This is a genomic window from Pseudomonas sp. Y24-6, assembly GCF_020295325.1.
GTDB classification, from domain to species: Bacteria; Pseudomonadota; Gammaproteobacteria; order Pseudomonadales; family Pseudomonadaceae; genus Aquipseudomonas; species Aquipseudomonas gregormendelii.
Genome location: NZ_JACBXG010000010.1, coordinates 117678 through 141509 on the forward strand (window position 1 = coordinate 117678; position 23832 = coordinate 141509).

Below are 23832 nucleotides of genomic sequence, written 5' to 3' on the forward strand. Positions count from 1 at the left end.
GATGGATCGGGGCAAATATTTATGCGTCCCTTGGCTGCTCCCGGCAAATGACAGGCATAAAAAAACCGCTGCTCCCGAGGAAGCAGCGGTTTTGTCAGACCCGCCCGAAGCTTAGTAGCCCAGCGCGAAGTTCTCTTCTTTCATGTCCATCAGGTTGCCAGCACCCGACAGCATGGTTGCCACGTGCGTACGAGTACGCGGCAGGATGCGCTGGAAGTAGAAGCGCGCGGTCTGCAGCTTGGCGGTGTAGAACGCCTCGTCGGAAGTGCCGGCAGCCAGTTTTTCGGCAGCCAGGCGCGCCATATCAGCCCAGAAGTAGGCCAGGCAGGCGTAACCGGAGTACATCAGGTAATCCACCGAAGCGGCGCCGACTTCTTCGCGGTCCTTCATGGCGGCCATGCCGACCTTCATGGTCAACTCGCCCCACTCTTTGTTCAGTGCAGCCAAAGGGGTGACGAACTCCTGAACGGCTTCGTTGCCTTCGTTGGTCTGGCAGAACTTGTGGACAATCTTGGTGAAACCTTTGAGGGCTTCGCCTTGGGTCATCAGCACTTTACGGCCCAGCAGGTCGAGGGCCTGGATACCGGTGGTGCCTTCGTACAGCATCGAAATGCGGCTGTCGCGAACGTTCTGCTCCATGCCCCACTCGGCGATGAAGCCGTGGCCGCCATAGATCTGTACGCCGTGGTTGGCCGATTCAAAGCCGACTTCAGTCATGAAGGCCTTGGCAATCGGGGTCATGAACGCCAGCAGTGCGTCGGCTTTCTTCTTCTCTTCTTCGTCTACGCCGTATTTGACGATGTCGACCTGTTTGGCAGTGAAGTAAACCATTGCACGGTTACCTTCAGCGAAAGCCTTCATGGTCAACAGCATGCGACGTACGTCAGGGTGCACGATGATCGGGTCCGCGGCTTTTTCCGGCGCTTTCGGGCCAGTCAGCGAGCGCATTTGCAAACGATCGCGAGCGTATTTCAGGCCGCCCTGGAAGCCGATCTCGGCGTGTGCCAGACCTTGCAGCGCGGTACCCAGGCGTGCGGTGTTCATAAAGGTGAACATGCAGTTCAGGCCTTTGTTCGCCGGGCCGATCAGGAAGCCGGTAGCCGCGTCGAAGTTCATTACGCAGGTGGCGTTACCGTGGATGCCCATCTTGTGTTCCAGGGAACCACAGGTCACAGCGTTGCGTTCGCCGATTGAACCGTCAGCGTTCGGCATGAACTTGGGAACGATGAACAGCGAAATGCCCTTGGTGCCAGCCGGTGCATCCGGCAGGCGTGCCAACACGATGTGGACGATGTTGTCGGCCATGTCGTGTTCGCCGGCCGAGATGAAAATCTTGGTGCCGGAGACTTTGTAGGAACCGTCGGCCTGAGGTTCGGCCTTGGTGCGCAGCATGCCCAGGTCAGTACCGCAGTGTGGTTCGGTCAGGCACATGGTACCGGTCCACTCGCCGGACACCAGCTTGGTCAGGTAAGCCTCTTGCTGCTCAGGCGTGCCGTGCTCGGAAATGGTGTTCATCGCGCCATGGGAAAGGCCAGGGTACATGCCCCACGACCAGTTCGCTTCGCCGACCATTTCGCTGACTGCCAGGCCCAGTGACTCCGGCAAGCCTTGGCCGCCGTGCTCCACGTCGTGAGCCAGACTCGGCCAGCCGCCTTCGACGAATTGCTTGTAAGCCTCTTTGAAGCCAGTCGGGGTCTTCACGCCGGACTCGCTCCAGGTGCAGCCTTCGGTGTCACCCACGCGGTTCAGCGGAGCCAGTACCTGCTCACAAAACTTGGCGCCCTCTTCGAGAATGGCGTCAACCATGTCCGGAGTCGCGTCTGCGCAAGCCGGAAGGCTCGAATAGTGCGCTTCGTAGCCGAGCAGCTCGTCACGAACGAAGCGAATATCACGCAAGGGGGCCTTGTAGTCAGGCATAGCGATAAACCTCTGCTGATGTAACCGGGGATGAACGACCGCGTTGATTTGTTGTGGCGGTCAAACAGTTGTTTGAAACATACGTTTACGACCAAAACTTGTCAAGCGCCGATCTTTTGCCGTTCGTCATCATGGCTACGACGTTTTCAACACGCAGCCGAACCCGGCCGCTGGCGCATTGCAGCGTGTTACATGAAAGATTAGTTGAGGGAGAAGGACTTACGCACAAATACGCCGCGCGCAGGCGCGGCGTCAAGCTTGTAGCAGGAGGGGGCGATTCAGGCGTAAGTATCGATCAACGTTCCGAGCATTTCATCGGAAGCCTTGGCCACCTTCATACCCAGTTCGGCTTGAAGCCTGCCTTGGGACATTTCGATCAGGTTGCTGGCCAGATCCGACTGCTGACTGCTATCGACCGAACGCAGGCGCCCGGCCTGGAGTTCGGAAGACTGACTGAGCGCCGACCGCTCGAGGCTGGTGTTGGCAATTTGCCCGGCAGCCTGGTCGATGCGGTTCTGCCCGGCTTGAACCGTACCCAGTCCGGCATAAAAAGCGCTGTTACCTGAGATTTCCATCGCAAAATCCGTCCTTGTGCAGGATCAACAACCCTCATTGAAGCAGACCTGCCGGCAAAAGACCCGACAAAAACACTAATGGCACAGTGCCTTGTCATAGGCAAAACCTAGTCCAGCAGATCCAGCTGCAGATGCTCGGCCACGGCTTCAGCGCTCACCAGCTTGAGTTTTGGGACCCGGCCGAGGCAAGGCGCAGGGATTCGCTCGGCCAGTGTCGCGAGATTTTCCTCCAGGCGCGAAGTCTTCGGATCGATGATATTGGCCACCCAGCCAGCCAGCTGCAGGCCGTCGCGGGCGATCGCTTCGGCTGTCAAAAGCGCGTGATTGATGCAGCCCAGGCGCACACCTACCACCAGGATCACCGGCAGGTTCAGCGCCTTCGCCAGGTCCGACAGGTTGTCCTGGTCTGCCAGCGGCACCCGCCAGCCGCCGGCGCCTTCGATCAAGGTGAAGTCCGCCTGCATGTCCAGAATCTGCCGCATGGGAATGAACAGCGATTGCACGGTCAACGCCACGCCCGCTTCGCGGGCGGCCAGGTGGGGGGCAATGGCGGGCTCGAACGCTACCGGGTTGACCTGCACATATGTCAACGGCATGGAGCATTCCGCCAGCAATGCCAGGGCATCGGCATTGCGCAACCCCTTGGGTGTCACATCACAGCCGGAGGCTACCGGCTTGCCCGCTGCCGTGCTCATGCCCGCCGACCGCGCGGCATGCAGCAAGCCTGCGGCTACGGTGGTCTTGCCCACATCGGTGTCCGTACCGGTAATGAAATAGGCTGCACTCATAAGGGTTTCTCCAGGACCGCGTAGACCACTTGATAAGTCGCCGGCAGACCTTCGGCCTGACGAAACTGCTCATAAGCCTCGATCAAGCCGAGGATCCGCGCCCGACCGGTCAAACCACCAGGCCGACCCGGATTGATATTGTGGGCACCCAACGCCTTGAGTTCATGGGTCAAGCTGCGCACATCCGGGTAATGCAGTACATGCGCACGGGTTTGCAAGCTCGCGACACGCAATCCACTGTCGGTGCACAAATGCTGATAGATGCCCAGTTCGCGGAAGCGATTGACGTGCACCATGCCGTCCACCCGGCGCCAGCTGTCGCGCAACTCGAACAACGTGCCCACACACAGACTAGCAAACGCGAAAACGCCCCCCGGTTTGAGCACCCGCCGCGCTTCACTGAGCACCGAGGCGAAGTCTGCGCACCACTGCACCGCCAGGCTGGAGAAGATCAGGTCACAGCTCGCATCCTGCAGCGGCAGGCACTCTGCGTCACCGGCGATGAAATGCGTTGCGCCACCCAGAGGCCGAGCGTGCGCGAGCATGCCCTCGGCGATGTCCAGCGCCACACCCTGCGCGCCGGTAAAGCGTTCGCCCAGTGCACGACTGAAGTAGCCAGTGCCGCAGCCCAGGTCCAACCAGCGACCCGCAGAAAAGTCTTCCGGCAAGCGGCGCAGTAACTCGCTACCAACATCGCGCTGCAATTCGGCCACGCTGTCGTAGGTGCCCGCGGCCCTGGAAAAGGAGGCCGCCACCTGGCGCTTGTCCGGCAAACCGCCGGACAGGTTGGGAAGGGACAAATCAGTCATCGCCGCTCTCATGCAAAAAGGCCTGGATCGCCCCGGCCACTCCGTGCGGGTCCTCCAGAAGAAAAGCGTGACCGGCCTGTTCAATCAGACCGATTTCCACATCCGGCAGCAGCGCCAGCAAGTCGCCTGCCGCTTCAGCGGGTACCAGCCCGTCCAGGCCAGCGAACAGGTGCAACTGCGGACCGCGAAAAGCTTGCAATGCCTGGCGGGTATCCAGTTGCGCCAGCAACTCCAGGCCGCTCATCAACACCGCTGGCGAGCTGTGCGGAGCACCGCCCAGCAACAGCCGTGACAGACCGCGCGAATCCTCGGCGCCCTGGGCGCACAGCAGCGAAAAACGCTTGAGGGTCGTTCGCGGATCGTCGCGGCAACCGGCCAAAAAAGCATCGAAGGTCTCACCGGGCATCGCACTGGGCCATTGTTCATGGGCAACGAACGAAGGATTGCTCGCCAGCGTCAGCAGGCCGCAACAGCGATCACCGCGCCTGGCGGCCAATTCGGCCGCCAGCATGCCGCCCAGCGACCAGCCGCCCAGCCAGGCGTCTTGAGGTACGGTGGAGTCGAGTTCATCCAGCCAGTCGTCGAGATCACTCGACTCCAGCTCCGGCAGCGGCTCGATCTCGACATTCAGGTGTTCATCCAGCCCGTGCAACGCCGCAGCCAACGGTTCCAGGGGCGAAATTCCGAGGCCCCAGCCTGGCAGCAGAATCAGTCGATTACGCATGGCTTGGCTCAGCTCCCAATTGTTGAAAACAATCTGCCAGTGCGTTTAACAATAGCTGCACCTGCGTTTCGCTGTGCGCAGCGGTCAGGGTCACCCGCAACCGGGCGCTGCCGGCAGGCACAGTGGGTGGGCGAATTGCAGTCACCATCAGGCCGCGCTCGCGCAGCATTTGTGACAGGCGAACCGCACGCCCGGCGTCACCGATCATGATCGGCTGGATGGGGGTGAAGCTGTCCATCAACTCCAGGCCGATCTGCTGCGCCCCCTGGCGGAACTGGCCGATCAACGTCTTCAAGTGCGCCCGCCGCCAGTGTTCGCTGCGCAGCAGCTCGAGGCTTTTGAGGGTGGCGCATGCCAGGGCGGGAGGCTGACTGGTGGTGTAAATATAGGGGCGCGCGAACTGGATCAGACTTTCGATGAGCTCATCGCTGCCGGCAACAAAGGCTCCCGCTGTGCCGAAGGCCTTGCCCAGCGTGCCGACGAGCACCGGAACATCCTCCTGGCTCAGGCCGAAATGCTCGACGATCCCACCGCCGTTGGCACCCAGCGGCCCAAAACCGTGGGCATCGTCGACCATCAACCACGCGCCCTTGGCCCGGGCTTCACGCGCCAGGGCAGGCAGGTCGGCGATATCGCCGTCCATGCTGAACACGCCGTCGGTGACCACCAGGGTATTGCCGGTGGCTTTTTCGAGCCGCCTGGCCAGGCTTGTCGGGTCGTTGTGCAGGTAACGATTGAAGCGCGCGCCGGACAGCAGGCCAGCGTCCAGCAATGACGCATGATTGAGGCGGTCTTGCAGCACTGTATCGCCCTGCCCCACCAACGCGGTCACTGCACCCAGGTTGGCCATGTAACCGGTGGTGAACAACAAGGCGCGGGGGCGACCAGTCAGGTCAGCCAAGGCTTCTTCGAGTGCGTGGTGCGGCCCGCTATGGCCGATCACCAGATGCGAGGCACCACCCCCCACGCCCCACTTGGACGCGCCAGCACGCCAGGCTTCAATCACTTGGGGGTGATTGGCCAGGCCAAGGTAGTCGTTGTTGCAGAAGGCGAGCAACGGCTGGCCATCAACCACCACTTGCGGGCCCTGGGGGCTTTCGAGCAGCGGGCGGAGGCGGTAGAGGTTTTCGGCACGACGGGCTGCCAGGCGTGCGGCGAGATCAAAAGACATGCAGGCCTCGAAGGTCAAATCCCATAAAACAATGTGAGCACGCCCCCTGTGGGAGCGAGCCTGCTCGCGATAAGGCCAGAACACTCGATATCGATGTCGACTGGGTGGTCTAACGTATCGCGAGCAGGCTCACTCCCACAGGGTTTGTATTCCAATCAGCGGCAGCGGGATCTTCAAACGGCCGCGTTATAGAACTGCTCGCTGCTCTTCTGCTCCACCAGCGCCTGCTCGATCGCCGCCTGATGCACCTCATCGGCATGCTCTTCACGCGCTTCCGGCAGAATCCCCAGGCGCGAGAACAACTGCATGTCCTTGTCAGCCTGCGGGTTGGCTGTGGTCAGTAGCTTGTCGCCGTAGAAAATCGAGTTGGCTCCGGCGAAAAATGCCAGGGCCTGCATCTGCTCGTTCATCGCCTCACGGCCTGCAGACAGGCGCACGTGGGATTGCGGCATGAGGATGCGCGCGACCGCCAGCATGCGGATGAAGTCGAAGGGGTCGATGTCCTCGGCATTTTCCAGCGGCGTGCCGGCGACTTTCACCAGCATGTTGATCGGCACCGACTCCGGATGCTCCGGCAGGTTGGCCAGCTGGATCAGCAGGTTGGCGCGGTCATCGAGGGACTCGCCCATGCCCAGGATTCCGCCGGAACAGATCTTCATCCCCGAATCACGCACATAGGCCAGGGTTTGCAGGCGCTCGCCGTAGGTGCGGGTGGTGATGATGCTGCCGTAGAACTCCGGCGACGTGTCGAGGTTGTGGTTGTAATAGTCCAGGCCCGCCTGGGCCAGCGCCTCGGTCTGGTCCTGATCGAGACGTCCCAGGGTCATGCAGGTTTCCAGGCCCATGGCTTTCACACCTTTGACCATCTCCAGCACATAGGGCATGTCCTTGGCCGAAGGATGCTTCCAGGCCGCGCCCATGCAGAATCGCGTCGATCCGATGGCCTTGGCGCGAGCGGCCTCTTCGAGGACCTTCTGCACTTCCATCAGCTTTTCTTTTTCCAGCCCGGTGTTGTAGTGACCCGACTGCGGACAATATTTGCAATCTTCCGGGCAGGCACCCGTCTTGATCGACAACAGCGTGGAAACCTGGACGCGATTGGCGTCGAAATGCGCGCGGTGCACCGTCTGCGCCTGGAACAGCAGGTCATTGAATGGCTGCACGAAGAGCGCTTTGACTTCGGCCAAAGACCAATCATGACGCAGGTTTGCAGTGGTGCTGGCGCTCATGGGCGTTTCCTTGTTTTATGCTTGGCAGGCGCCGGTTATGGAATAACCACAGGCGCGACACGGATGTTCGGCATATTTAAGGAAGAGCGATGCGCTGTCAACCACGTTACGATGGACCGGTTTACATCTGGTTAAAAAACAAACAGCCTTGTTTGCTGTGCCAGGAAGATGTCGAAGAGACCGCCCCGATCTGCATGGCCTGTGAAACCGAGCTGCCATGGCTGGGCGATCAATGCCAGACCTGCGCACTGCCTTTGTTCGCGCCAGGCATGACCTGCGGGCAGTGCCTGAAGCAACCGCCAGCCTTTCAACAGGTCGCTGTGCCCTGGCTCTACGACTTCCCGGTTGACAGCCTGATCACCCGCTTCAAACACAGCGCAAAATGGCCATATGGGCGCCTGCTCGGCGAACTTCTCGCACACTACCTGCAGCATCGCTTTGACGAAGGCTTGCCGCGCCCCGACTACCTGGTGCCCGTGCCCCTCGCCAGAAAACGCCTGCGTCAGCGCGGCTTTAACCAGGCGGGCATGCTGGCAAACTGGCTGGGCACGTTCTTGAGTCTGCCAGTCAACGAACAATTAATAACGAGAACCAAGGAAACACCTGCGCAGCAAGGCTTAAACGCCAAAGCCCGGAAGCATAACTTGCGCGGTGCATTCACCCTGGTCAACGCAGAGCAGGTCCAAGGCTGCCATGTAGCACTTATCGATGACGTCCTTACCACCGCCTCCACCGCTGAGGCTATCTCTCGTCTGTTGATCGAGGCCGGCGCGTGGCGGGTCGACGTGTATTGCTTGGGACGGACGGCGAAGCCAGAAGAATGATCATCAGGTGGTACCCGATGCTGGAGCGTTTTTTAATGCAGATATTAATTTCGAGACTTTTCCTACACCGCATGAAGAAAAGGATGTAGTCCCTTACTGTTTTTTCGAAAAAGTATTGCATCCGAATATTTAAAAACTACCATCGATACGGCAACACAAAGATATAACTACTTAAACAACGGAGAAACCCATGCTAATCAAAACCAACAAAAAACCCACCATCAAACCCATTCAGAAACTTTCAGCTGAAGCAAAAAAATTGTTGAGTCAACGCAATAACAATGGTGGTGGCGGTCACTGCCAAGGTGGCGGCGGCTGGTAAAATTTCATTAAACAGCTGCCAGTTAAATCTGGCAGCTCAAGATGATAAAACAAGGACCCGCAATGAACAATCAATACAAAAATATAGCGAAAACTTTACCGCACAGCATGGAGTCTCCAACGAACGACGCGAACCATCCGACATTGGAAGAAGCAGTAAACTACATAAATAATATTGACTTCTCTTCTATTGCTGAAAAACTGTGCTCGGCAGACCCACTGCTGTGCAGAAAATGGTCACCCGCAGAAGCAGAGGTAGCTCTTCAATATTACAAAAATTTTTTATTCTTAAATAAAAAATATCTTGATGAATTTCCAATTATTCCACCGATGCTCGAAGTCGATGAAATTTGGCACCATCACATACTGGACACCCGCCAATACATCAATGATTGCAACCAAATATTTGGCTACTACTTTCATCATTACCCATACTTCGGCACTAGAAATCACGCCGACACTGCAAATCTCGACACAGCTTTTCAATTAACCCAAAAACTTCACGAATCTGAATTCGGAAGCAAAATGTTGAATATATGGAGTGCCGAGCGTGAACTATAGTGAGGCAGTCAGGAAATCACTACTCGCGTTTACGGTAGGTCGTTTGACGCCCGCGATTGGAATTTCAACCGTCTTTGTGCTGATGGCGCATAAAAGCGCTGATGATTTACCAGTTTTTTCTTATGTGCTTGCTGCCGCTACGATAATATCAGTATTTTTCTCTTTAATACTGGCCACTATTGGTAATAGGGCAGCTTCTCTAGCGCACAATCTTGCGGCACAACGTGAAGTATTTACCGGCGGTTTTACACTTGCATTGATCATTGCAATGATAACGTATTTAGCGTGTTTTTCAGCAACTTTTTTCATCAGTCGAGCAGACGGACTACAAGGCTTGGACAAAGACGCTTACTGGACGCTCGCGCTTATCTATATAGCCTGTACTCCACTGTTAGTAATCAATACTTATCTACAGCTTTTCCTTGAAGCCATAGGACAGGCTTCAAGCTGCGCAAGAGCAAAAACCACCATAACTTTACTTGGATGCATTTTACTAACAACCCTTGTTACGATCATCAGCGACAGCAACTTTAAATACTATGCCACATCCTATTTTCTAGGCTCTGAACTACTTACTTCATTGTATCTAATAAGCCTGACTAAAGACCAAAATTATTACTCTTTAAACTCAGCAAAAAAAGTGTGGCGCTTTTTTTTGGGCACAGGCCTTCCGATCGCAGCAGGGTTGAGCGGGCAAAAACTATATTTTTACCTGCTGACTGAAAGACTGGCGCGAATCGATACGCAGCTCGTCGCCCAGCTATCCGTATTTATGACAGTAGTTGGGCTGCTCATCATTCCATCGCTGGCCCTCAGCCAAATTCATAGCCTGGAAGTCAGTCGGCAGGTTAAACATTCCTCACAATTCTATCGGGCTGGATTGAGTTGGATAATCGGGATGATGATACTAAGCGGCACCCTTTTGTATTTTTTTGCCAGCTATATATTTCTTGCCGTCGGAGGATCCATCTTCGATTACACCATGAAGCTTTACTTCACGTTATTGATGTTCCTCACCTGCAGTTCATTGCTGTCGCTGGCCATTTCCCACCTTCGAGCCCGGGGGGAGACCTTCCTCCCGCAATTATCGACGAATGCAATCATGCTGTTGATTTTGACGCCCATCCTCTACGGTTTTCATTACAACACTACAGACCTTGAGACGTTCTTGCTGCTTCAAAGCGCAGCGGCAGGCGCAGGTTTTCTATTGTTGAATATGAGGATTCTTTTTGTTCACCGGCGCGACAAAAAATTGGCTAGTGTCTTGTTGGCAATGGAGCAAGCAACGGAGTAACGCTTCAAGAGGGCAAGCGGCCTCCCACCAGTTTGTGGCGTCAGGTCTCGCGTTAGAAACATTTCACTTACACTCGACGTCAACGCCTTCCATGAAAAGATCACTCGATGTCTCTACCAACACTGTTATCCCAGCACATCGTCCGACGCCCGCAGCGCATCGCCCTGCTGCAGCACATTGCCGAACAGGGCTCGATCACCCGCGCGGCGAAAAGCGCCGGGCTCAGTTACAAGGCTGCCTGGGACGCCATCGATGAGCTGAACAACCTGGCGCAAAAACCCCTGGTGGAACGTAGCGTCGGCGGCAAGGGCGGTGGCGGCGCCAGGCTTTCCAGCGAAGGTGAGCGGGTGTTGCGCCTGTATCAGAAGCTCCAGGTCGTGCAGGCCCAGGTGCTGGAAACGGCTGAGGAAGCCAGCGACCTGAACCTGCTCGGTCGCCTGATGCTCAGGACCAGCGCGCGCAATCAACTGCACGGCAAAGTCGTTGCGATCACCGCCCAGGGGCGCAATGACCGGATCCGCCTGGAGTTGGCCGCAGGACTGGTCATCGACACGCAGATCACTCACGACAGCACCCTGCGCCTGGAACTGCAGACCGGCACCGAGGTGGTGGCGCTGATCAAGGCCGGCTGGCTTGATTTGCTGGGCATGAATCAACAGCCCACACCCGGCACCAACTGCCTGCAGGGCAGGATCGAAGCAATATTCGACGCCGAGGACGGCCCGAGTGAAGTGCGCATCAGCCTGCCCAACGGCCAGACCCTCTGCGCGCTGGCCGAGCCGCTGCACCTGCGAACACTGGGCCTGGTCGTCGGCAAACCGGTACAGGTGCAATTTGCTCCCTCCAACGTACTGCTGGGTACGCCGCTCTGAAACATTAGCGTCATTAATGCGCTTTAAGGTGGCTGCAAAATCCTGCAGGGAGCCCGATGTGAACCTACTAGAAGAAAACCAGCCCACTGACCTCGAAAAAATGGTCGGCCTCAGCCGCCGCGGCTTTATCAGCGCCGGCGCCCTCTGCGGCGCGGCCATGTTCATGGGCGGTAGCCTGCTGAGCCGCAGCGTCCTGGCCGCCAGCGTCAGCGCCGGCACCAGCCAGCTGCTGGGTTTCGAGAGCATCCCTGCCGCGACCAACGACGCCATCAGCCTGCCAGCGGGCTACCGCTCTTCGGTGCTGATCAGTTGGGGACAGCCACTGCACAAGGACGGACCGGCCTTCGATCCAAGCGGCAACGGCACCGCCGAGCAACAGGAAATGCAGTTCGGCGACAACAACGACGGCATGAGCCTGTTCGAGTTTCCAGGCGAAAAAGACCGCGCGCTGATGGCGATCAACAACGAATACACCAACTACCGCTATCTCTACCCCCACGGCGGTATGCCGCAATCGGCGGCCGACGTGCACAAAGCCCTGGCCTGCGAAGGCGTGTCGGTGATCGAAGTGCAGCGCAAGGGCGGCCAATGGCACTTCGTCCAGGGCTCGCGCTACAACCGGCGCATCCATGGCAACGCGCCCATCGACCTGAGCGGTCCTGCAGCCGGGCATGCGCTGGTGAAAACCAGCGCAGACCCACAGGGCAAACATGTCCTCGGTACTTTCCAGAACTGCGCCAACGGCAAGACGCCATGGGGCACTTACCTGACGTGCGAAGAAAACTTCACTGACTGCTTTGGCAGCAGCGATGCCGGGCAGCCGTTCGATGCCGCGCAAAAACGCTATGGCGTGGTCGCCGCCAGCAAGGAAATCAACTGGCACCCCCACGACCCGCGCTTCGACATGGCGAAGAATCCCAACGAGCTCAACCGTCACGGCTGGGTGGTGGAGATCGACCCGTTCGACCCCCAATCGACGCCGAAGAAGCGCACGGCCCTGGGCCGCTTCAAGCATGAAAACGCTGCGCTGGCAGAAACTGCCGACGGTCACGCCGTGGTCTACATGGGCGATGACGAGCGCGGCGAGTTCATCTACAAGTTCGTCAGCCGCGACAAGATCAATCATGCAGATGCCAAGGCCAACCGCGACTTGCTGGATCACGGCACCTTGTACGTCGCACGGTTCGACGCCGGCGACAGCCATGCAGATCATCCAAAAGGTCATGGTGAGTGGATCGAGTTGACCCACGGCAAGAACGGGATCGATGCCAGCAGCGGTTTTGCCGACCAGGCGCACGTGCTGATCCATGCACGCCTGGCTGCCAGCGTGGTCCATGCCACCCGCATGGACCGCCCGGAATGGATCGTCGTCAGCCCCAAGGACGGCCAGGTCTACTGCACCCTGACCAACAATGCCAAGCGTGGCGAAGAGGGCCAGCCGGTGGGCGGCCCTAACCCGCGGGAGAAGAATGTCTACGGGCAGATCCTGCGCTGGCGCACTGATCGCGATGATCACGGCGCCAACAGTTTTGCCTGGGACCTGTTCGTCGTTGCCGGCAATCCGGGCGTTCATGCCGGTACGCCAAAGGGTGGTTCGTCGAACATCACGCCGCAGAACATGTTCAACAGCCCGGACGGCCTGGGATTCGACGATGCCGGCCGGTTGTGGATTCTTACCGATGGCGACTCGAGCAATGCCGGCGACTTCGCGGGCATGGGCAACAACCAGATGCTCTGCGCCGACCCGGTGACGGGCGAAATCCGCCGGTTCATGGTGGGCCCGGTCGGCTGCGAAGTCACCGGGATCAGCTTCTCGCCAGACCATAAAACCCTGTTTGTCGGCATCCAGCATCCGGGGGAGAACGGCGGTTCGACCTTTCCCGAGCATCTGCCGAACGGCAAGCCACGGTCTTCGGTAATGGCTATCAGCCGTGAAGATGGCGGCGTAGTCGGCGCCTGATAAAACGTCATCGCGGGCAAGCCTTGCTCCCACAGTTCCATGCGTCACTTTAGAGTCGGCGCTTACCCTGTGGGCGCTGGCTTGCCCGCGATGGCGTCCGCCCGGACGACACACATCTCAACCCCACCCCCTAAACAAGCCCCGTCTGCGCTACCATGCTTGGCCGGACGCGGCAGCCTGCTGCGCGCAGGAGTCAGCATGGCCCACCCGTTTGCAACCCTCACCCCAGATCTTGTGCTCGATGCCGTCGAAAGCATCGGTTTTCTCAGCGACGCCCGCATCCTGGCCCTCAACAGCTACGAAAACCGTGTCTATCAAGTCGGCATCGAAGACGGTGAACCGCTGATCGCCAAGTTCTACCGCCCACAGCGCTGGACCAACGAAGCGATTCTTGAAGAGCACCAGTTCACCTTCGAGCTCGCCGAATGCGATGTGCCCGTGGTGGCGCCAATGATTCATAACGGTGCCAGCCTGCACGAGCACAACGGTTTTCGTTTCACCCTGTTTCCGCGCCGTGGGGGCCGCGCGCCGGAGCCGGGCAACCTCGATCAGCTGTACCGCCTGGGCCAATTGCTCGGGCGTCTGCACGCCGTGGGCGCGACCAAACCGTTCGAACATCGCGAAGCATTGGGCGTGCAGAACTTCGGCCATGCCTCGTTGGCGACGTTGCTTGAAGGTAATTTCATTCCCAAGAGCCTGCTGCCCGCCTATGAGTCAGTGGCCAGGGACCTGCTCAAGCGCGTTGAAGAGGTCTATAAGACCACTCCACACCAGAACATCCGCATGCACGGCGATTGCCACCCCGGCAACATGATGTGTCGAGACGAGATGTTTCACATCGTCGACCTCGATGATTGCCGCATGGGCCCTGCAGTGCAGGACATCTGGATGATGCTTGCCGGCGATCGCCAGGAATGCCTGGGCCAGTTGTCGGAACTGATGGACGGCTATAACGAGTTTCACGACTTCGACCCACGGGAACTGGCGCTGATCGAACCGTTGCGTGCGCTGCGCCTGATGCACTACAGCGCCTGGCTGGCCCGGCGCTGGGATGACCCGGCGTTCCCCCACAGCTTCCCGTGGTTCGGCACCGAGCGGTATTGGGGCGATCAGGTGTTGGCACTGCGTGAACAACTGTCGGCGCTCAACGAAGAACCGCTGAAGCTTTTTTGAGATCAAAAGATCGCAGCCTCTGGCAGCTGTAGGAGCTGCCGAAGGCTGCGATCTTTTTGTTTTCCGACACGACACATCTATACAACCGCCCTACAATCCCCTCTTTGTTAGCTGCCTAAGCAAGGATTCTGCATGCAAGCCGCCAACCCGCGTCGCGGGTACATCCTGGGCCTGAGTGCCTACATCATCTGGGGACTTTTCCCGCTCTACTTCAAAGCCATCGCCAGCGTCCCCGCCGTGGAGATCATCATCCACCGCGTGCTCTGGTCGGCGCTATTCGGCGCCTTGCTGCTGATGGTCTGGAAGCACCCGGGCTGGTGGCGCGAATTGCGTGACAACCCTAAACGGCTGGCGATACTGGCCTTGAGCGGTACGCTCATTGCGGCCAACTGGCTGACCTACGTGTGGTCGGTAAACAACGGGCGCATGCTCGAAGCCAGCCTGGGTTACTACATCAATCCGCTGGTAAACGTGCTGTTGGGCATGCTGATCCTCGGCGAGCGCTTGCGACGCATGCAGTGGCTGGCGGTGGGACTCGCGGCGGTTGGCGTGGCACAACAGGTATGGCAAGTCGGCAGCCTGCCCTGGGTGTCGCTGGTACTGGCATTGACCTTCGGTTTCTACGGCTTGATTCGCAAGCAGGCGCCGGTCAAGGCCCTGCCCGGCCTGGTGGTGGAAACCTGGATGCTGGTGCCAATCGCCGTTGCATGGCTGCTGTTCAACCCCGCGGCAAGCAGTGCGCAAGCACAGTTCTGGACCACGTCCGAAGCCTGGTGGCTGGTGGCTGCCGGGCCGGTGACGCTGATACCGCTGGTATGCTTCAACGCCGCCGCACGCCACTTGCCCTACACAACGTTGGGATTCCTGCAGTACCTGGCGCCAACGCTGGTGCTACTGCAGGCGGTACTGTTGTTTGATGAGCACCTGTCTTCCAGCACCCTGGTGGCCTTCATCTTTATCTGGGCAGGCCTGGCGGTTTACAGCGTCGATGCCGTGATAAATTTGCGCCGGCGCAGCTGATCAAAAAACACTCAAACCTCTGCAGGCCACGACGCTCGTGGCTTGCAACCAACTGCCCCAAGGTTATCCACAGCGTGATCCCCTGCGATTGTGCGCAAGTTATTGAAACTGCTGGTTTTTTGATCAACTCTTGAAGAGGCCCGGCCCGCCTGGGCTGGCGGGCTGTCTCTACAGGTTATCCACAGGCAGGTGCACGTTTAACTTGGATAACCTTCTCAAGCCTCACTGCGCAGAACCAGTTCCACCATCAGATCATCGGCCAACGTTTCCAGGCGCGACTGCAATACATCCAGCGACAGAGTGAGCGGCACCGCCAGAATCGCCTCGGCGTGGAACAGCGGTTCGCTGCTCATGGGTGCAGGACGTACCTCGGTAACCAGCCGCTCGAGATTCACGCCCTGCTCGCTGAGCAGGCGAGTGATGTCGCGCACGATCCCCGGACGATCATTGCCCACCAACTCCATGGCGATCGGCTTCCAGGTGCAGGACTGTTCAATGCCACTTTCGGCGATCAGCACACGGATCCCGTGGGCGGACAAAGCTTGCAGCGCATCGACCAATTCGTCATAGGCTTCGGCCGGCACCCCCACCCGCAGGATCCCGGCGAACTGCCCGGCCATCCGCGACATTCGGCTTTCCAGCCAGTTACCGCCGTGCTCGGCAATGCACTGGGCAATGCGCTCGACCTGCCCTGGCTTGTCCGGAGCGAAAACTGTGAGTACGAGGTGGTCCATGGCGCAGCCCTCTTTTGTTATAGAAAAGGAAGTATAGGCAAGGGGAGATTCTGTGTTGGATCGTCTGCCGTCATCGCGAGCAGGCTCACTCCCACCCGGATTGCGTCCTGTGGTAGCGAGCCTGCTCGCGATTGGGTCACCCTCGAAAAACCTGAAAAGCACAAATCGTGTACAACTTTTTATATTTAGCTGGAACAATCCATCACTTTTTTGAGAACATCCCGTTCCCCGTCGCGACCGCAATGCGTCATGGGGTCGCATAACGACGCAATTAGTCTAATTTTCACAACCGCAATTCATCATGTAGTATGCCGCAGCGCGCACTACATAACGTTGGATCGATGTCTGCCAAGGCGCAGTCGCAACCCCTGAAAGCCCCATCAGCAAGGCTTCAAGCCGTTGATTGGACCAACCCCAGCCGCCCGCAAGGGCATGTACTGGCGCCAGGGTTTGTGGTTTAAATGGCCAGAGGCTTCATTGTCATAATTGAAGAGCTGAAAAGCGAAATAGCTGAGCAGAGTGAGGCAAGCAATGACTGAACACGTTCAAGTCGGTGGCCTGCAGGTCGCCAAAGTCCTGTTCGACTTCGTGAACAACGAAGCCATTCCCGGTACCGGCCTCACCGCCGATAAGTTCTGGGCCGGTGCCGACAAGGTCATTCATGACCTGGCGCCGAAGAACAAAGCCCTACTCGCCAAACGCGATGATTTCCAGGCTCGTATCGATGGCTGGCACCAAGCGCGTGCCGGCCATGCACATGACGCCGTGGCCTATAAAGCCTTCTTGCAAGACATCGGTTATCTGCTGCCAGAAGCGGCCGATTTCCAGGCAACGACGCAAAACGTCGATGACGAAATCGCCCGCATGGCCGGCCCGCAACTCGTGGTGCCGGTGATGAACGCGCGCTTCGCGCTCAACGCCTCCAATGCCCGCTGGGGTTCGCTGTACGACGCGCTGTACGGCACTGATGCCATCAGCGAAGCCGACGGTGCGGAAAAAGGCCAAGGCTACAACAAGGTCCGCGGCAACAAGGTCATTGCCTTCGCCCGCGCCTTCCTCGACGAAGCGGCCCCCCTGGCTGCCGGCTCGCACGTAGACTCCACCAGCTACAAGATTGTTGACGGCAAACTGGTGGTCGCCCTCAAAGGCGGCAGTAATTCCGGACTGCGCGACGACGCTCAGCTCATCGGCTTCCACGGCGATGCCGGGGCACCCACCGCGATCCTGCTGAAGAACAACGGCCTGCATTTCGAAATCCAGGTCGATGCCAGCACCCCCGTCGGCCAGACGGACGCGGCCGGCGTCAAAGACATCCTGATGGAAGCCGCGTTGACGACCATCATGGACTGCGAAGACTCCGTGGCGGCTGTCGATGCTGACGACAAGGTGGTGATCTACCGCAACTGGCTCGGCCTGATGAAGGGCGACCTGGCGGAAGAAGTTGTCAAAGGCGGCAAGACTTTCACCCGCACCATGAACGCCGACCGCACCTACACCGGCGTCGACGGCAAGGAACTGAGCCTGCATGGCCGCTCCCTGTTGTTCGTGCGTAATGTGGGGCACCTGATGACGATCGACGCCATCCTCGACAAGGACGGCAACGAAGTGCCGGAAGGCATTCTCGACGGCCTGGTAACGTGCCTGGCCGCGATTCACAGCCTCAACGGCAACAATTCGCGCAAGAACAGCCGCACGGGCTCGGTTTATATCGTGAAGCCGAAGATGCACGGCCCGGAAGAAGCCGCGTTCACCAACGAGCTGTTCGGTCGCATCGAAGACGTGCTGGACCTGCCGCGCAACACCCTCAAGGTCGGGATCATGGACGAGGAGCGCCGCACCACGGTCAACCTCAAGGCATGCATCCAGGCAGCCGCCGAGCGCGTGGTGTTCATCAACACCGGCTTCCTCGATCGCACGGGCGATGAAATCCACACCTCCATGGAAGCCGGGCCGATGGTGCGCAAGGCCGACATGAAGGCTGAAAAATGGATCGGTGCCTACGAGAACTGGAACGTCGATATCGGCTTGAGCACCGGCCTGCAAGGTCGTGCGCAAATCGGTAAAGGCATGTGGGCAATGCCCGACCTGATGGCGGCGATGCTTGAACAGAAAGTCGCTCACCCTCTGGCCGGTGCAAACACCGCCTGGGTACCGTCACCAACCGCAGCGGCGTTGCACGCATTGCACTACCACAAGGTCGACGTGTTCGCTCGTCAGGTGGAATTGGCCAAGCGTGCCCGAGCTTCGGTGGACGACATCCTGACCATTCCGCTTGCCGTGAACCCGAGCTGGACTGCGGAGCAGATCAAGAACGAACTGGACAACAACGCCCAGGGCATTCTCGGCTACGTGGTGCGCTGGATCGATCAGGGCGTAGGTTGCTCCAAGGTGCCGGACATCAATGACGTCGGCCTGATGGAAGACCGTGCGACACTGCGTATCTCCAGCCAGCACATCGCCAACTGGCTGCGTCACGGCATCGTCACCGAAGAGCAAGTGATGGAAAGCCTCAAGCGCATGGCGCCGGTGGTTGACCGTCAGAACGCCAACGACCCGCTGTACCGCCCGCTGGCTCCGGACTTCGACAGCAACATCGCCTTCCAGGCGGCGGTCGAACTGGTGGTGGAAGGTACGAAGCAGCCGAACGGTTACACCGAGCCGGTCCTGCACCGTCGTCGCCGCGAGTTCAAGGCTGCCAATGGCCTCTGAGTAAACGCTAGCGGCGAACAAAAAAAGGCCCTGATCTTCGGATCAGGGCCTTTTTGCATATGAATGAGACAGTTTGTGGGAGTTGGCTATGGCTCCATCCCCAACTCGTGCTTCACCAAACCCAGCAGCTTCACGGTATCAATGGGCTTGAGCAGAAAGTCCACCACGCTCAGGTGCATCGCTGCGATGGCGTCTTTCACATCGGCATCGCCGGACACAATGATGATCGGCATCGCCGCCCGCACCGATTCACGAACCTGGCGGATCAGGTCCAGGCCATCGACATGCCCCATCCGCAAATCGGTGATCACCAGGCCAATCGAGGGTTTCTCGTCCAGCATCTTCAGTGCGGTTTCACCGCTGGCTGCGGTCAGGCAGCGAATACCATCCAGCGCCAGGATCTCCGACAATAATTCACGTGCATCTTTGTCATCATCGACGATCAACACACGCTGGGGCGGTAGATCGGGTTCGAGCATGACCGCACTTAGCGCCTCGCGCTCGGCGTCACTCAGGATATCTTGGTCGGACATGGCTTTCTCAAAGGTTACAAATCGTTCCTGGCCCACTCGTGAGACATCGCCAGCCAGCGGTTCAATGTGCACTTCGTCGGATTTATTTCCAATAGGTGTTGAGTGGGATTTTTCCCAACGTTGCGTCGGACTCTTCCGATAGGTAATCCGGTCGTTGCCTACCTAGACTTACGTCCAATGGGCACCCTGCGCCCATGGGCCGACCATGTTGAAGTCATCCGACAACAATAATTCCAAACGACTGCGGTAATGGTTATGAGTAAAGCGGACGCCTTCACCCAGGCAGGGAAGACCGCGGTGTTGCAAAACATCCAGGGCACTTTGCAGTTCCTTCAGCGCTTCCCGCCGTTCAATCACATGGAACACGCTCACCTGGCGTATCTGGTCGAGCAATGTCAGCTGCGCTTTTACGGACCCGGCGAGAGCATCATCAAGCCTGACGATGGCCCTGTTGAGCACTTCTACATCGTCAAACAAGGCCGCGTCGTGGGTGAGCGCCCGCACACTGCCAAAGGCGGCACCGAAACCACCTTCGAAATCACCACCGGCGAGTGCTTTCCCCTCGCAGCGTTGCTGGGTGAGCGGGCCACTCGTACCGAGCACCTGGCGGCTGAAGACACCTTCTGCCTGCAACTGAACAAGCTGGCGTTCATCAAACTGTTCGCGCTTTCCCACACCTTTCGCGATTTCGCCCTGCGTGGCGTCAGCAGCCTGCTGGATCAGGTCAACCAGCAAGTCCAGCAAAAAGCCGTGGAAACCCTGGGCACCCAATACTCGCTCAATACTCGCCTGGGCGAGTTGGCCATGCGTCATCCGGTGACCTGCAGCCCGGTCACGCCACTGCGCGAAGCCGTGACCCTGATGCATGAACAACAGGTCGGCAGCATTGTGGTGGTCGATGGCGATAAGGCCCCGCTGGGGATTTTCACCCTGCGCGACTTGCGGCACGTGGTGGCAGGCGGCACCAATGACTTCAATGAAGCCATAGAACGGCACATGACCCGCGCACCATTCTTTTTAACCCCGGACCACAGTGCATTTGATGCAGCGATCGCCATGACCGAGCGGCACATTGCCCACGTCTGCCTGGTCAAGGACCACCGCCTGTGCGGTGTAGTGTCGGAACGTGACCTGTTTTCCCTGCAGCGGGTCGATCTGGTGCACCTGGCGCGGACTATCCGCGGTGCCCAGCGCGTGGAAAGCCTGGTGGCGCTGCGCGGCGAGATCGGCCAACTGGTGGAGCGCATGCTGGCCCACGGCGCGTCTTCCACCCAGATCACCCATATCATCACCCTGCTTAACGATCACACGGTGTGCAGGGTGATCGAACTCACACTGGCCGAGAAAGGCGACCCGGGCGTGCCATTCAGTTGGCTATGTTTCGGCAGCGAAGGCCGTCGCGAGCAGACGCTGCACACCGACCAGGACAACGGCATTCTGTTCGAGGCGAGGGATGCCGCCCATGCGGCAGAAATTCGCGGCAAATTGCTGCCCATCGCCCAACAGATCAACCAGAGCCTGGCGCTGTGCGGGTTTACCCTGTGCAAGGGCAACATCATGGCCGGCAACCCCGAGCTGTGTTTGTCCCGCGCTGAATGGGCGCGACGTTTCTCGGCGTTCATCCGCGAGGCCACGCCGGAAAACCTGCTGGGTTCGAGTATCTATTTCGACCTGCGCGTGGTCTGGGGCGATGAGCAAGGCTGTGAACAATTGCGCAGGGGCATTCTCGACCAGGTCGCCGACAATCGTTTGTTCCAGCGCATGATGGCCGACAACGCCCTGCGCAACCGCCCACCTGTAGGACGCTTCCGCGAATTCGTGCTGGCACGCAAACATGGCGAGAAAGCTACGATGGATTTGAAAGTCCAGGGCCTTACGCCCTTCGTCGACGGCGCCCGGTTGCTGGCGCTGGCCAACGGAATCGAGACCAACAACACCCTGGAACGCTTTCGCCAACTGGTTGATAAAGAGGTCATCGACCGGCTGGACGGTGCGGCCTACGAAGAGGCCTATCATTTCATCCAGCAAACCCGCATGCAGCAGCATCAGCTACAGACCCGGGAGAACCTGCCCTACTCCAACCGGGTCGACCCCGACAGCCTCAATCAGCTGGATCGGCGAATCCTGCGTGAATCCCTGCGCCAGGCGCAGCGTCTGCAAAGCAGCCTCACACTGAGGTATCAGTTGTGAGCCTGTTTTCCTGGTTGCGCCCCGCCGGCCCGGCGCTGTCTGGCGAAATACTGCAACGTCTGGGTCACTTGCCGCCGGCGATCGGGCTGAGCGAATGCAGCCTTCGCGAACAACGCTGGGTGGTGCTGGACCTGGAAACCACGGGGCTTAACCTGAACAAGGATCGGGTGTTGTCGATTGGTGCGGTAGTGATCGAGGACGGGGCCATCGACTTCAGTCAGCAGTTCGAACGAACCCTGCAGTGCGCCGACATGAAACTGGCCCCCAGTGTGCTGATCCATGGCCTTGGCCCAAGCGCCATTGCGGCCGGCAGCGATCCGGCGCAGGCGTTGCTGGAGTTCATGGAGTTCCTGGGGGACAGCCCGGTGCTGGCTTTTCATGCTCCCTTCGATCAGCACATGCTCGGCCGGGCACTGAAGGATCATCTGGGGTACAAGTTGCAGAATACCTTTCTCGATGTGGCAGACATCGCCCCGCTGCTGTGCCCACAGGCGCCTATCCGCGAGGCCGGACTGGACGAGTGGATAGACTGGTTCAAACTCGAAGTGTTCGAGCGCCATAACGCCAGTGCCGACGCGCTGGCCACCGCCGAACTGGCACTGATCCTGTTCAGCCGGGCACGCCAGCAGCAGATTCACAGCCCGTTGAATCTGCAGCAGCGGCTGAGTCAGTGGAAGCGGCGGCAGCAGTCTCCCTCCTTCTGATAGACGGCGCCTGGCTAAACCACCCGACCAGCGCCAATTGCTTACCTCCCCCGCCTCTGCCACAATCGCGAACAATTCTCGTTAGTTAACTCTTCCCAATCGGTGATGCTGCGTGCCGTCAGTCCAAAGCCCCCACAGTGAGCTCGTCGGTGCGCTGTATCGCGACCATCGCAGCTGGCTATTGGCTTGGCTGCGCCGCAACGTCGCCTGCCCGCAACGGGCCGAAGACCTCAGCCAGGACACGTTCGTACGACTGCTGGGGCGTGGCGAACTGCACGAGCCCCGCGAACCCCGGGCGTTTCTGGTGGCAATCGCCAAGGGTCTGCTGTTCGACTACTTCCGCCGCGCCGCCCTGGAGCAGGCCTACCTGACCGAGCTGATGCTCATTCCCGAGGGCGAACACCCCTCGGTGGAAGAGCAGCAACTCATTCTCGAAGACCTGAAAAACATCGATCGCCTGCTCGGCAAACTGTCGAGCAAGGCGCGTGCGGCGTTTCTGTATAACCGTCTCGACGGCCTCAGCCACGCAGAAATCGCCCAGCGTCTCGGGGTGTCGGTACCCCGGGTCAGGCAATACCTGGCCCAAGGCATTCGCCAGTGCTACATCGCGCTGTACGGTGAGCCCGCATGAGCCCCGTGAGCTCCAAACCGGTCTCGGCCCAGGTACTGGACGCGGCGATTGCCTGGCAGCTGTCACTGGATTGCGCCAACCCGGTGGAGCGCGAAGAGTTCGCCAAATGGCACGCCGCCCACGAAGAGCACGCGCGCGCCTGGCGTCAATTGGGCATGCTTGACCAGCGTTTCAGTGTCGCCAGTGGCCCGGCCCGCGCCGCGTTGCTGCAATCGCGTGAGGGCATCCGCCGACGCGTGCGCAAGCTGGGCAGCGGCCTGGCCAGCATCGTGGCGGTGATTGGCCTGGCATTGTTTGCGGGCGAGCGTTACCTGCCGCTCGACTATTGGCTGGCCGATCAGCGCACGGCCACTGGCGAGCAGCGCACCTTGCGCCTGAGCGACGGCACCGTGATCAACCTCAATACCCACAGCGCCGTGGACGTGCGGTTTGACGAGACGCAGCGTCGGGTGATTCTCCAGGACGGCGAAATCCTCGTTGAAACCGGCCACGGCGATGCCCGGCCGTTTATCGTCGAAACTCGCGAAGGCAGCCTGCGCGCACTGGGAACGCGGTTCCTGGTCAAGCGCGAAGAGGATGGCACACGCCTGAGCGTGTTGAAGTCTGCAGTGGCCGCCCACCCGCAGGCGAGTCGCGACGAACAGATTCTGCGCGAAGGCCAGCAGGTGCTGATGCGCAACAACGGCCTGGGCCCGGTGGTCGCGCTCAAGCCCGGCGTCGACGCCTGGACTCGCGGCATGCTGGTGGTGGACAACGCGCGCCTGGAAGACCTGGTGCATGAACTGAGTCGTTACCGGCCGGGTTATCTGGGCGTAGCGTCCGAAATTGCAGACCTGCGGATCACCGGCAGTTTCCCGTTGAAGGATACCGACAAGGCCTTGCGCGCATTGCTGCCAACACTGCCAGTGCAGATTGAGCAGCACACGCCGTGGTGGGTGACGGTGGCGAAGGCTGAGGCGGAGCCTTGAAACCTGTGGGAGCAAGGCTTGCCCGCGATAAGGCCAGCCGATTCACCGGAAAACCTGAATCAACATTATTTTCACCTGGCCCTATCACTTTTGGATTTTCGTTCGGCACCTAGGCAATTGAGAAG

22 protein-coding genes are annotated in these 23832 nt (G+C 59.1%); 13 read left to right on the forward strand and 9 right to left on the reverse strand.

The genetic code is table 11. The annotated features are described in order from the left end of the window. Window positions 1–111: 111 nt before the first annotated feature. The 7 genes from HYI44_RS19550 to bioB form a co-directional block, all read right to left on the reverse strand. A complete protein-coding gene (locus HYI44_RS19550; RefSeq protein ID WP_122841236.1) occupies window positions 112–1917 on the reverse strand; it encodes a phenylacyl-CoA dehydrogenase in 1806 nt (601 codons plus the stop codon). A gap of 278 nt (window positions 1918–2195) precedes the next feature. Then, window positions 2196–2492 (reverse strand): pyrroloquinoline quinone biosynthesis protein PqqE, encoded by a 297-nt coding sequence (locus tag HYI44_RS19555; protein ID WP_122841235.1) that lies wholly within the window; start codon window positions 2490–2492, stop codon window positions 2196–2198. 107 nt (window positions 2493–2599) lie between these two features. After that, window positions 2600–3280, reverse strand: coding sequence for a dethiobiotin synthase (gene bioD, locus HYI44_RS19560; RefSeq protein ID WP_122841234.1), 681 nt, complete (start codon window positions 3278–3280; stop codon window positions 2600–2602). Further along, window positions 3277–4089, reverse strand: coding sequence for a malonyl-ACP O-methyltransferase BioC (gene bioC, locus HYI44_RS19565; protein ID WP_122841233.1), 813 nt, complete (start codon window positions 4087–4089; stop codon window positions 3277–3279). Before bioC ends, bioD begins: the two co-directional genes overlap by 4 nt. Further along, window positions 4082–4813 (reverse strand): alpha/beta fold hydrolase, encoded by a 732-nt coding sequence (locus HYI44_RS19570; RefSeq protein ID WP_045059936.1) that lies wholly within the window; start codon window positions 4811–4813, stop codon window positions 4082–4084. The genes bioC and HYI44_RS19570 overlap by 8 nt, the downstream gene beginning before the upstream one ends. After that, window positions 4806–5984, reverse strand: coding sequence for an 8-amino-7-oxononanoate synthase (gene bioF / locus HYI44_RS19575; protein WP_122841231.1), 1179 nt, complete (start codon window positions 5982–5984; stop codon window positions 4806–4808). Before bioF ends, HYI44_RS19570 begins: the two co-directional genes overlap by 8 nt. A gap of 173 nt (window positions 5985–6157) precedes the next feature. Further along, complete coding sequence (gene bioB, locus HYI44_RS19580) at window positions 6158–7213, reverse strand: biotin synthase BioB (RefSeq protein ID WP_045059934.1); 1056 nt, start codon at window positions 7211–7213, stop codon at window positions 6158–6160. Between the two features lie 89 nt (window positions 7214–7302). On the opposite strand from bioB, the gene HYI44_RS19585 reads away from it, so the two are divergent. The 8 genes from HYI44_RS19585 (at window position 7303) to rarD (ending at window position 15238) form a co-directional block, all read left to right on the forward strand. Then, a complete protein-coding gene (locus HYI44_RS19585) occupies window positions 7303–8037 on the forward strand; it encodes a ComF family protein (RefSeq protein ID WP_122841230.1) in 735 nt (244 codons plus the stop codon). A 190-nt stretch (window positions 8038–8227) separates the two neighbouring features. Then, a complete protein-coding gene (locus HYI44_RS29320; RefSeq protein ID WP_263868766.1) occupies window positions 8228–8359 on the forward strand; it encodes a hypothetical protein in 132 nt (43 codons plus the stop codon). A 62-nt stretch (window positions 8360–8421) separates the two neighbouring features. Further along, window positions 8422–8919, forward strand: a complete 498-nt coding sequence (locus HYI44_RS19590; protein ID WP_225570253.1) for a glycine-rich domain-containing protein — start codon at window positions 8422–8424, stop codon at window positions 8917–8919. Beyond that, window positions 8909–10213: a hypothetical protein gene (locus tag HYI44_RS19595; RefSeq protein ID WP_225570254.1), complete on the forward strand. Its 1305-nt coding sequence runs from the start codon at window positions 8909–8911 to the stop codon at window positions 10211–10213. Before HYI44_RS19590 ends, HYI44_RS19595 begins: the two co-directional genes overlap by 11 nt. Before the next feature lie 107 nt (window positions 10214–10320). Continuing rightward, entirely contained in the window at window positions 10321–11085 is a 765-nt protein-coding gene (locus tag HYI44_RS19600; protein ID WP_225570255.1) for a TOBE domain-containing protein, read from the forward strand. A 58-nt stretch (window positions 11086–11143) separates the two neighbouring features. Beyond that, window positions 11144–13045 carry a PhoX family protein gene (locus HYI44_RS19605; RefSeq protein WP_225570256.1) on the forward strand — a complete coding sequence of 634 codons (1902 nt, stop codon included), beginning with the start codon at window positions 11144–11146 and terminating at the stop codon, window positions 13043–13045. Between the two features lie 198 nt (window positions 13046–13243). Next, window positions 13244–14218 (forward strand): serine/threonine protein kinase, encoded by a 975-nt coding sequence (locus tag HYI44_RS19610; protein WP_225570257.1) that lies wholly within the window; start codon window positions 13244–13246, stop codon window positions 14216–14218. A 132-nt stretch (window positions 14219–14350) separates the two neighbouring features. After that, window positions 14351–15238, forward strand: coding sequence for an EamA family transporter RarD (rarD, locus tag HYI44_RS19615; protein ID WP_122841226.1), 888 nt, complete (start codon window positions 14351–14353; stop codon window positions 15236–15238). Window positions 15239–15453: 215 nt separating this feature from the next. On the opposite strand, the gene HYI44_RS19620 is transcribed toward rarD, so the two are convergent. Next, window positions 15454–15972: a glycine cleavage system protein R gene (locus tag HYI44_RS19620; RefSeq protein WP_045059928.1), complete on the reverse strand. Its 519-nt coding sequence runs from the start codon at window positions 15970–15972 to the stop codon at window positions 15454–15456. A 531-nt stretch (window positions 15973–16503) separates the two neighbouring features. Between HYI44_RS19620 and HYI44_RS19625 the strand changes: the two genes are divergently transcribed. Further along, on the forward strand, window positions 16504–18681 hold the full coding sequence (locus HYI44_RS19625) for a malate synthase G (protein ID WP_122841225.1): 2178 nt from the start codon (window positions 16504–16506) through the stop codon (window positions 18679–18681). 86 nt (window positions 18682–18767) lie between these two features. Here the strand turns inward: HYI44_RS19625 and HYI44_RS19630 are convergent, their stop codons facing one another. Next, a complete protein-coding gene (locus HYI44_RS19630) occupies window positions 18768–19214 on the reverse strand; it encodes a response regulator (protein WP_122841224.1) in 447 nt (148 codons plus the stop codon). Window positions 19215–19463: 249 nt separating this feature from the next. Here HYI44_RS19630 and HYI44_RS19635 point away from each other — a divergent pair, with 249 nt between their 5' ends. The 4 genes from HYI44_RS19635 (at window position 19464) to HYI44_RS19650 (ending at window position 23707) form a co-directional block, all read left to right on the forward strand. Next, complete coding sequence (locus HYI44_RS19635; RefSeq protein WP_122841223.1) at window positions 19464–21404, forward strand: putative nucleotidyltransferase substrate binding domain-containing protein; 1941 nt, start codon at window positions 19464–19466, stop codon at window positions 21402–21404. Then, window positions 21401–22108, forward strand: coding sequence for a PolC-type DNA polymerase III (locus HYI44_RS19640; RefSeq protein ID WP_122841222.1), 708 nt, complete (start codon window positions 21401–21403; stop codon window positions 22106–22108). The genes HYI44_RS19635 and HYI44_RS19640 overlap by 4 nt, the downstream gene beginning before the upstream one ends. A gap of 112 nt (window positions 22109–22220) precedes the next feature. Further along, window positions 22221–22739: an RNA polymerase sigma factor gene (locus HYI44_RS19645; RefSeq protein ID WP_122841221.1), complete on the forward strand. Its 519-nt coding sequence runs from the start codon at window positions 22221–22223 to the stop codon at window positions 22737–22739. Beyond that, the gene (locus HYI44_RS19650) at window positions 22736–23707 is read left to right on the forward strand and encodes a FecR domain-containing protein (protein ID WP_122841220.1); all 972 of its coding nucleotides are present in this window, start codon (window positions 22736–22738) and stop codon (window positions 23705–23707) included. The genes HYI44_RS19645 and HYI44_RS19650 overlap by 4 nt, the downstream gene beginning before the upstream one ends. Window positions 23708–23832: the final 125 nt, after the last annotated feature.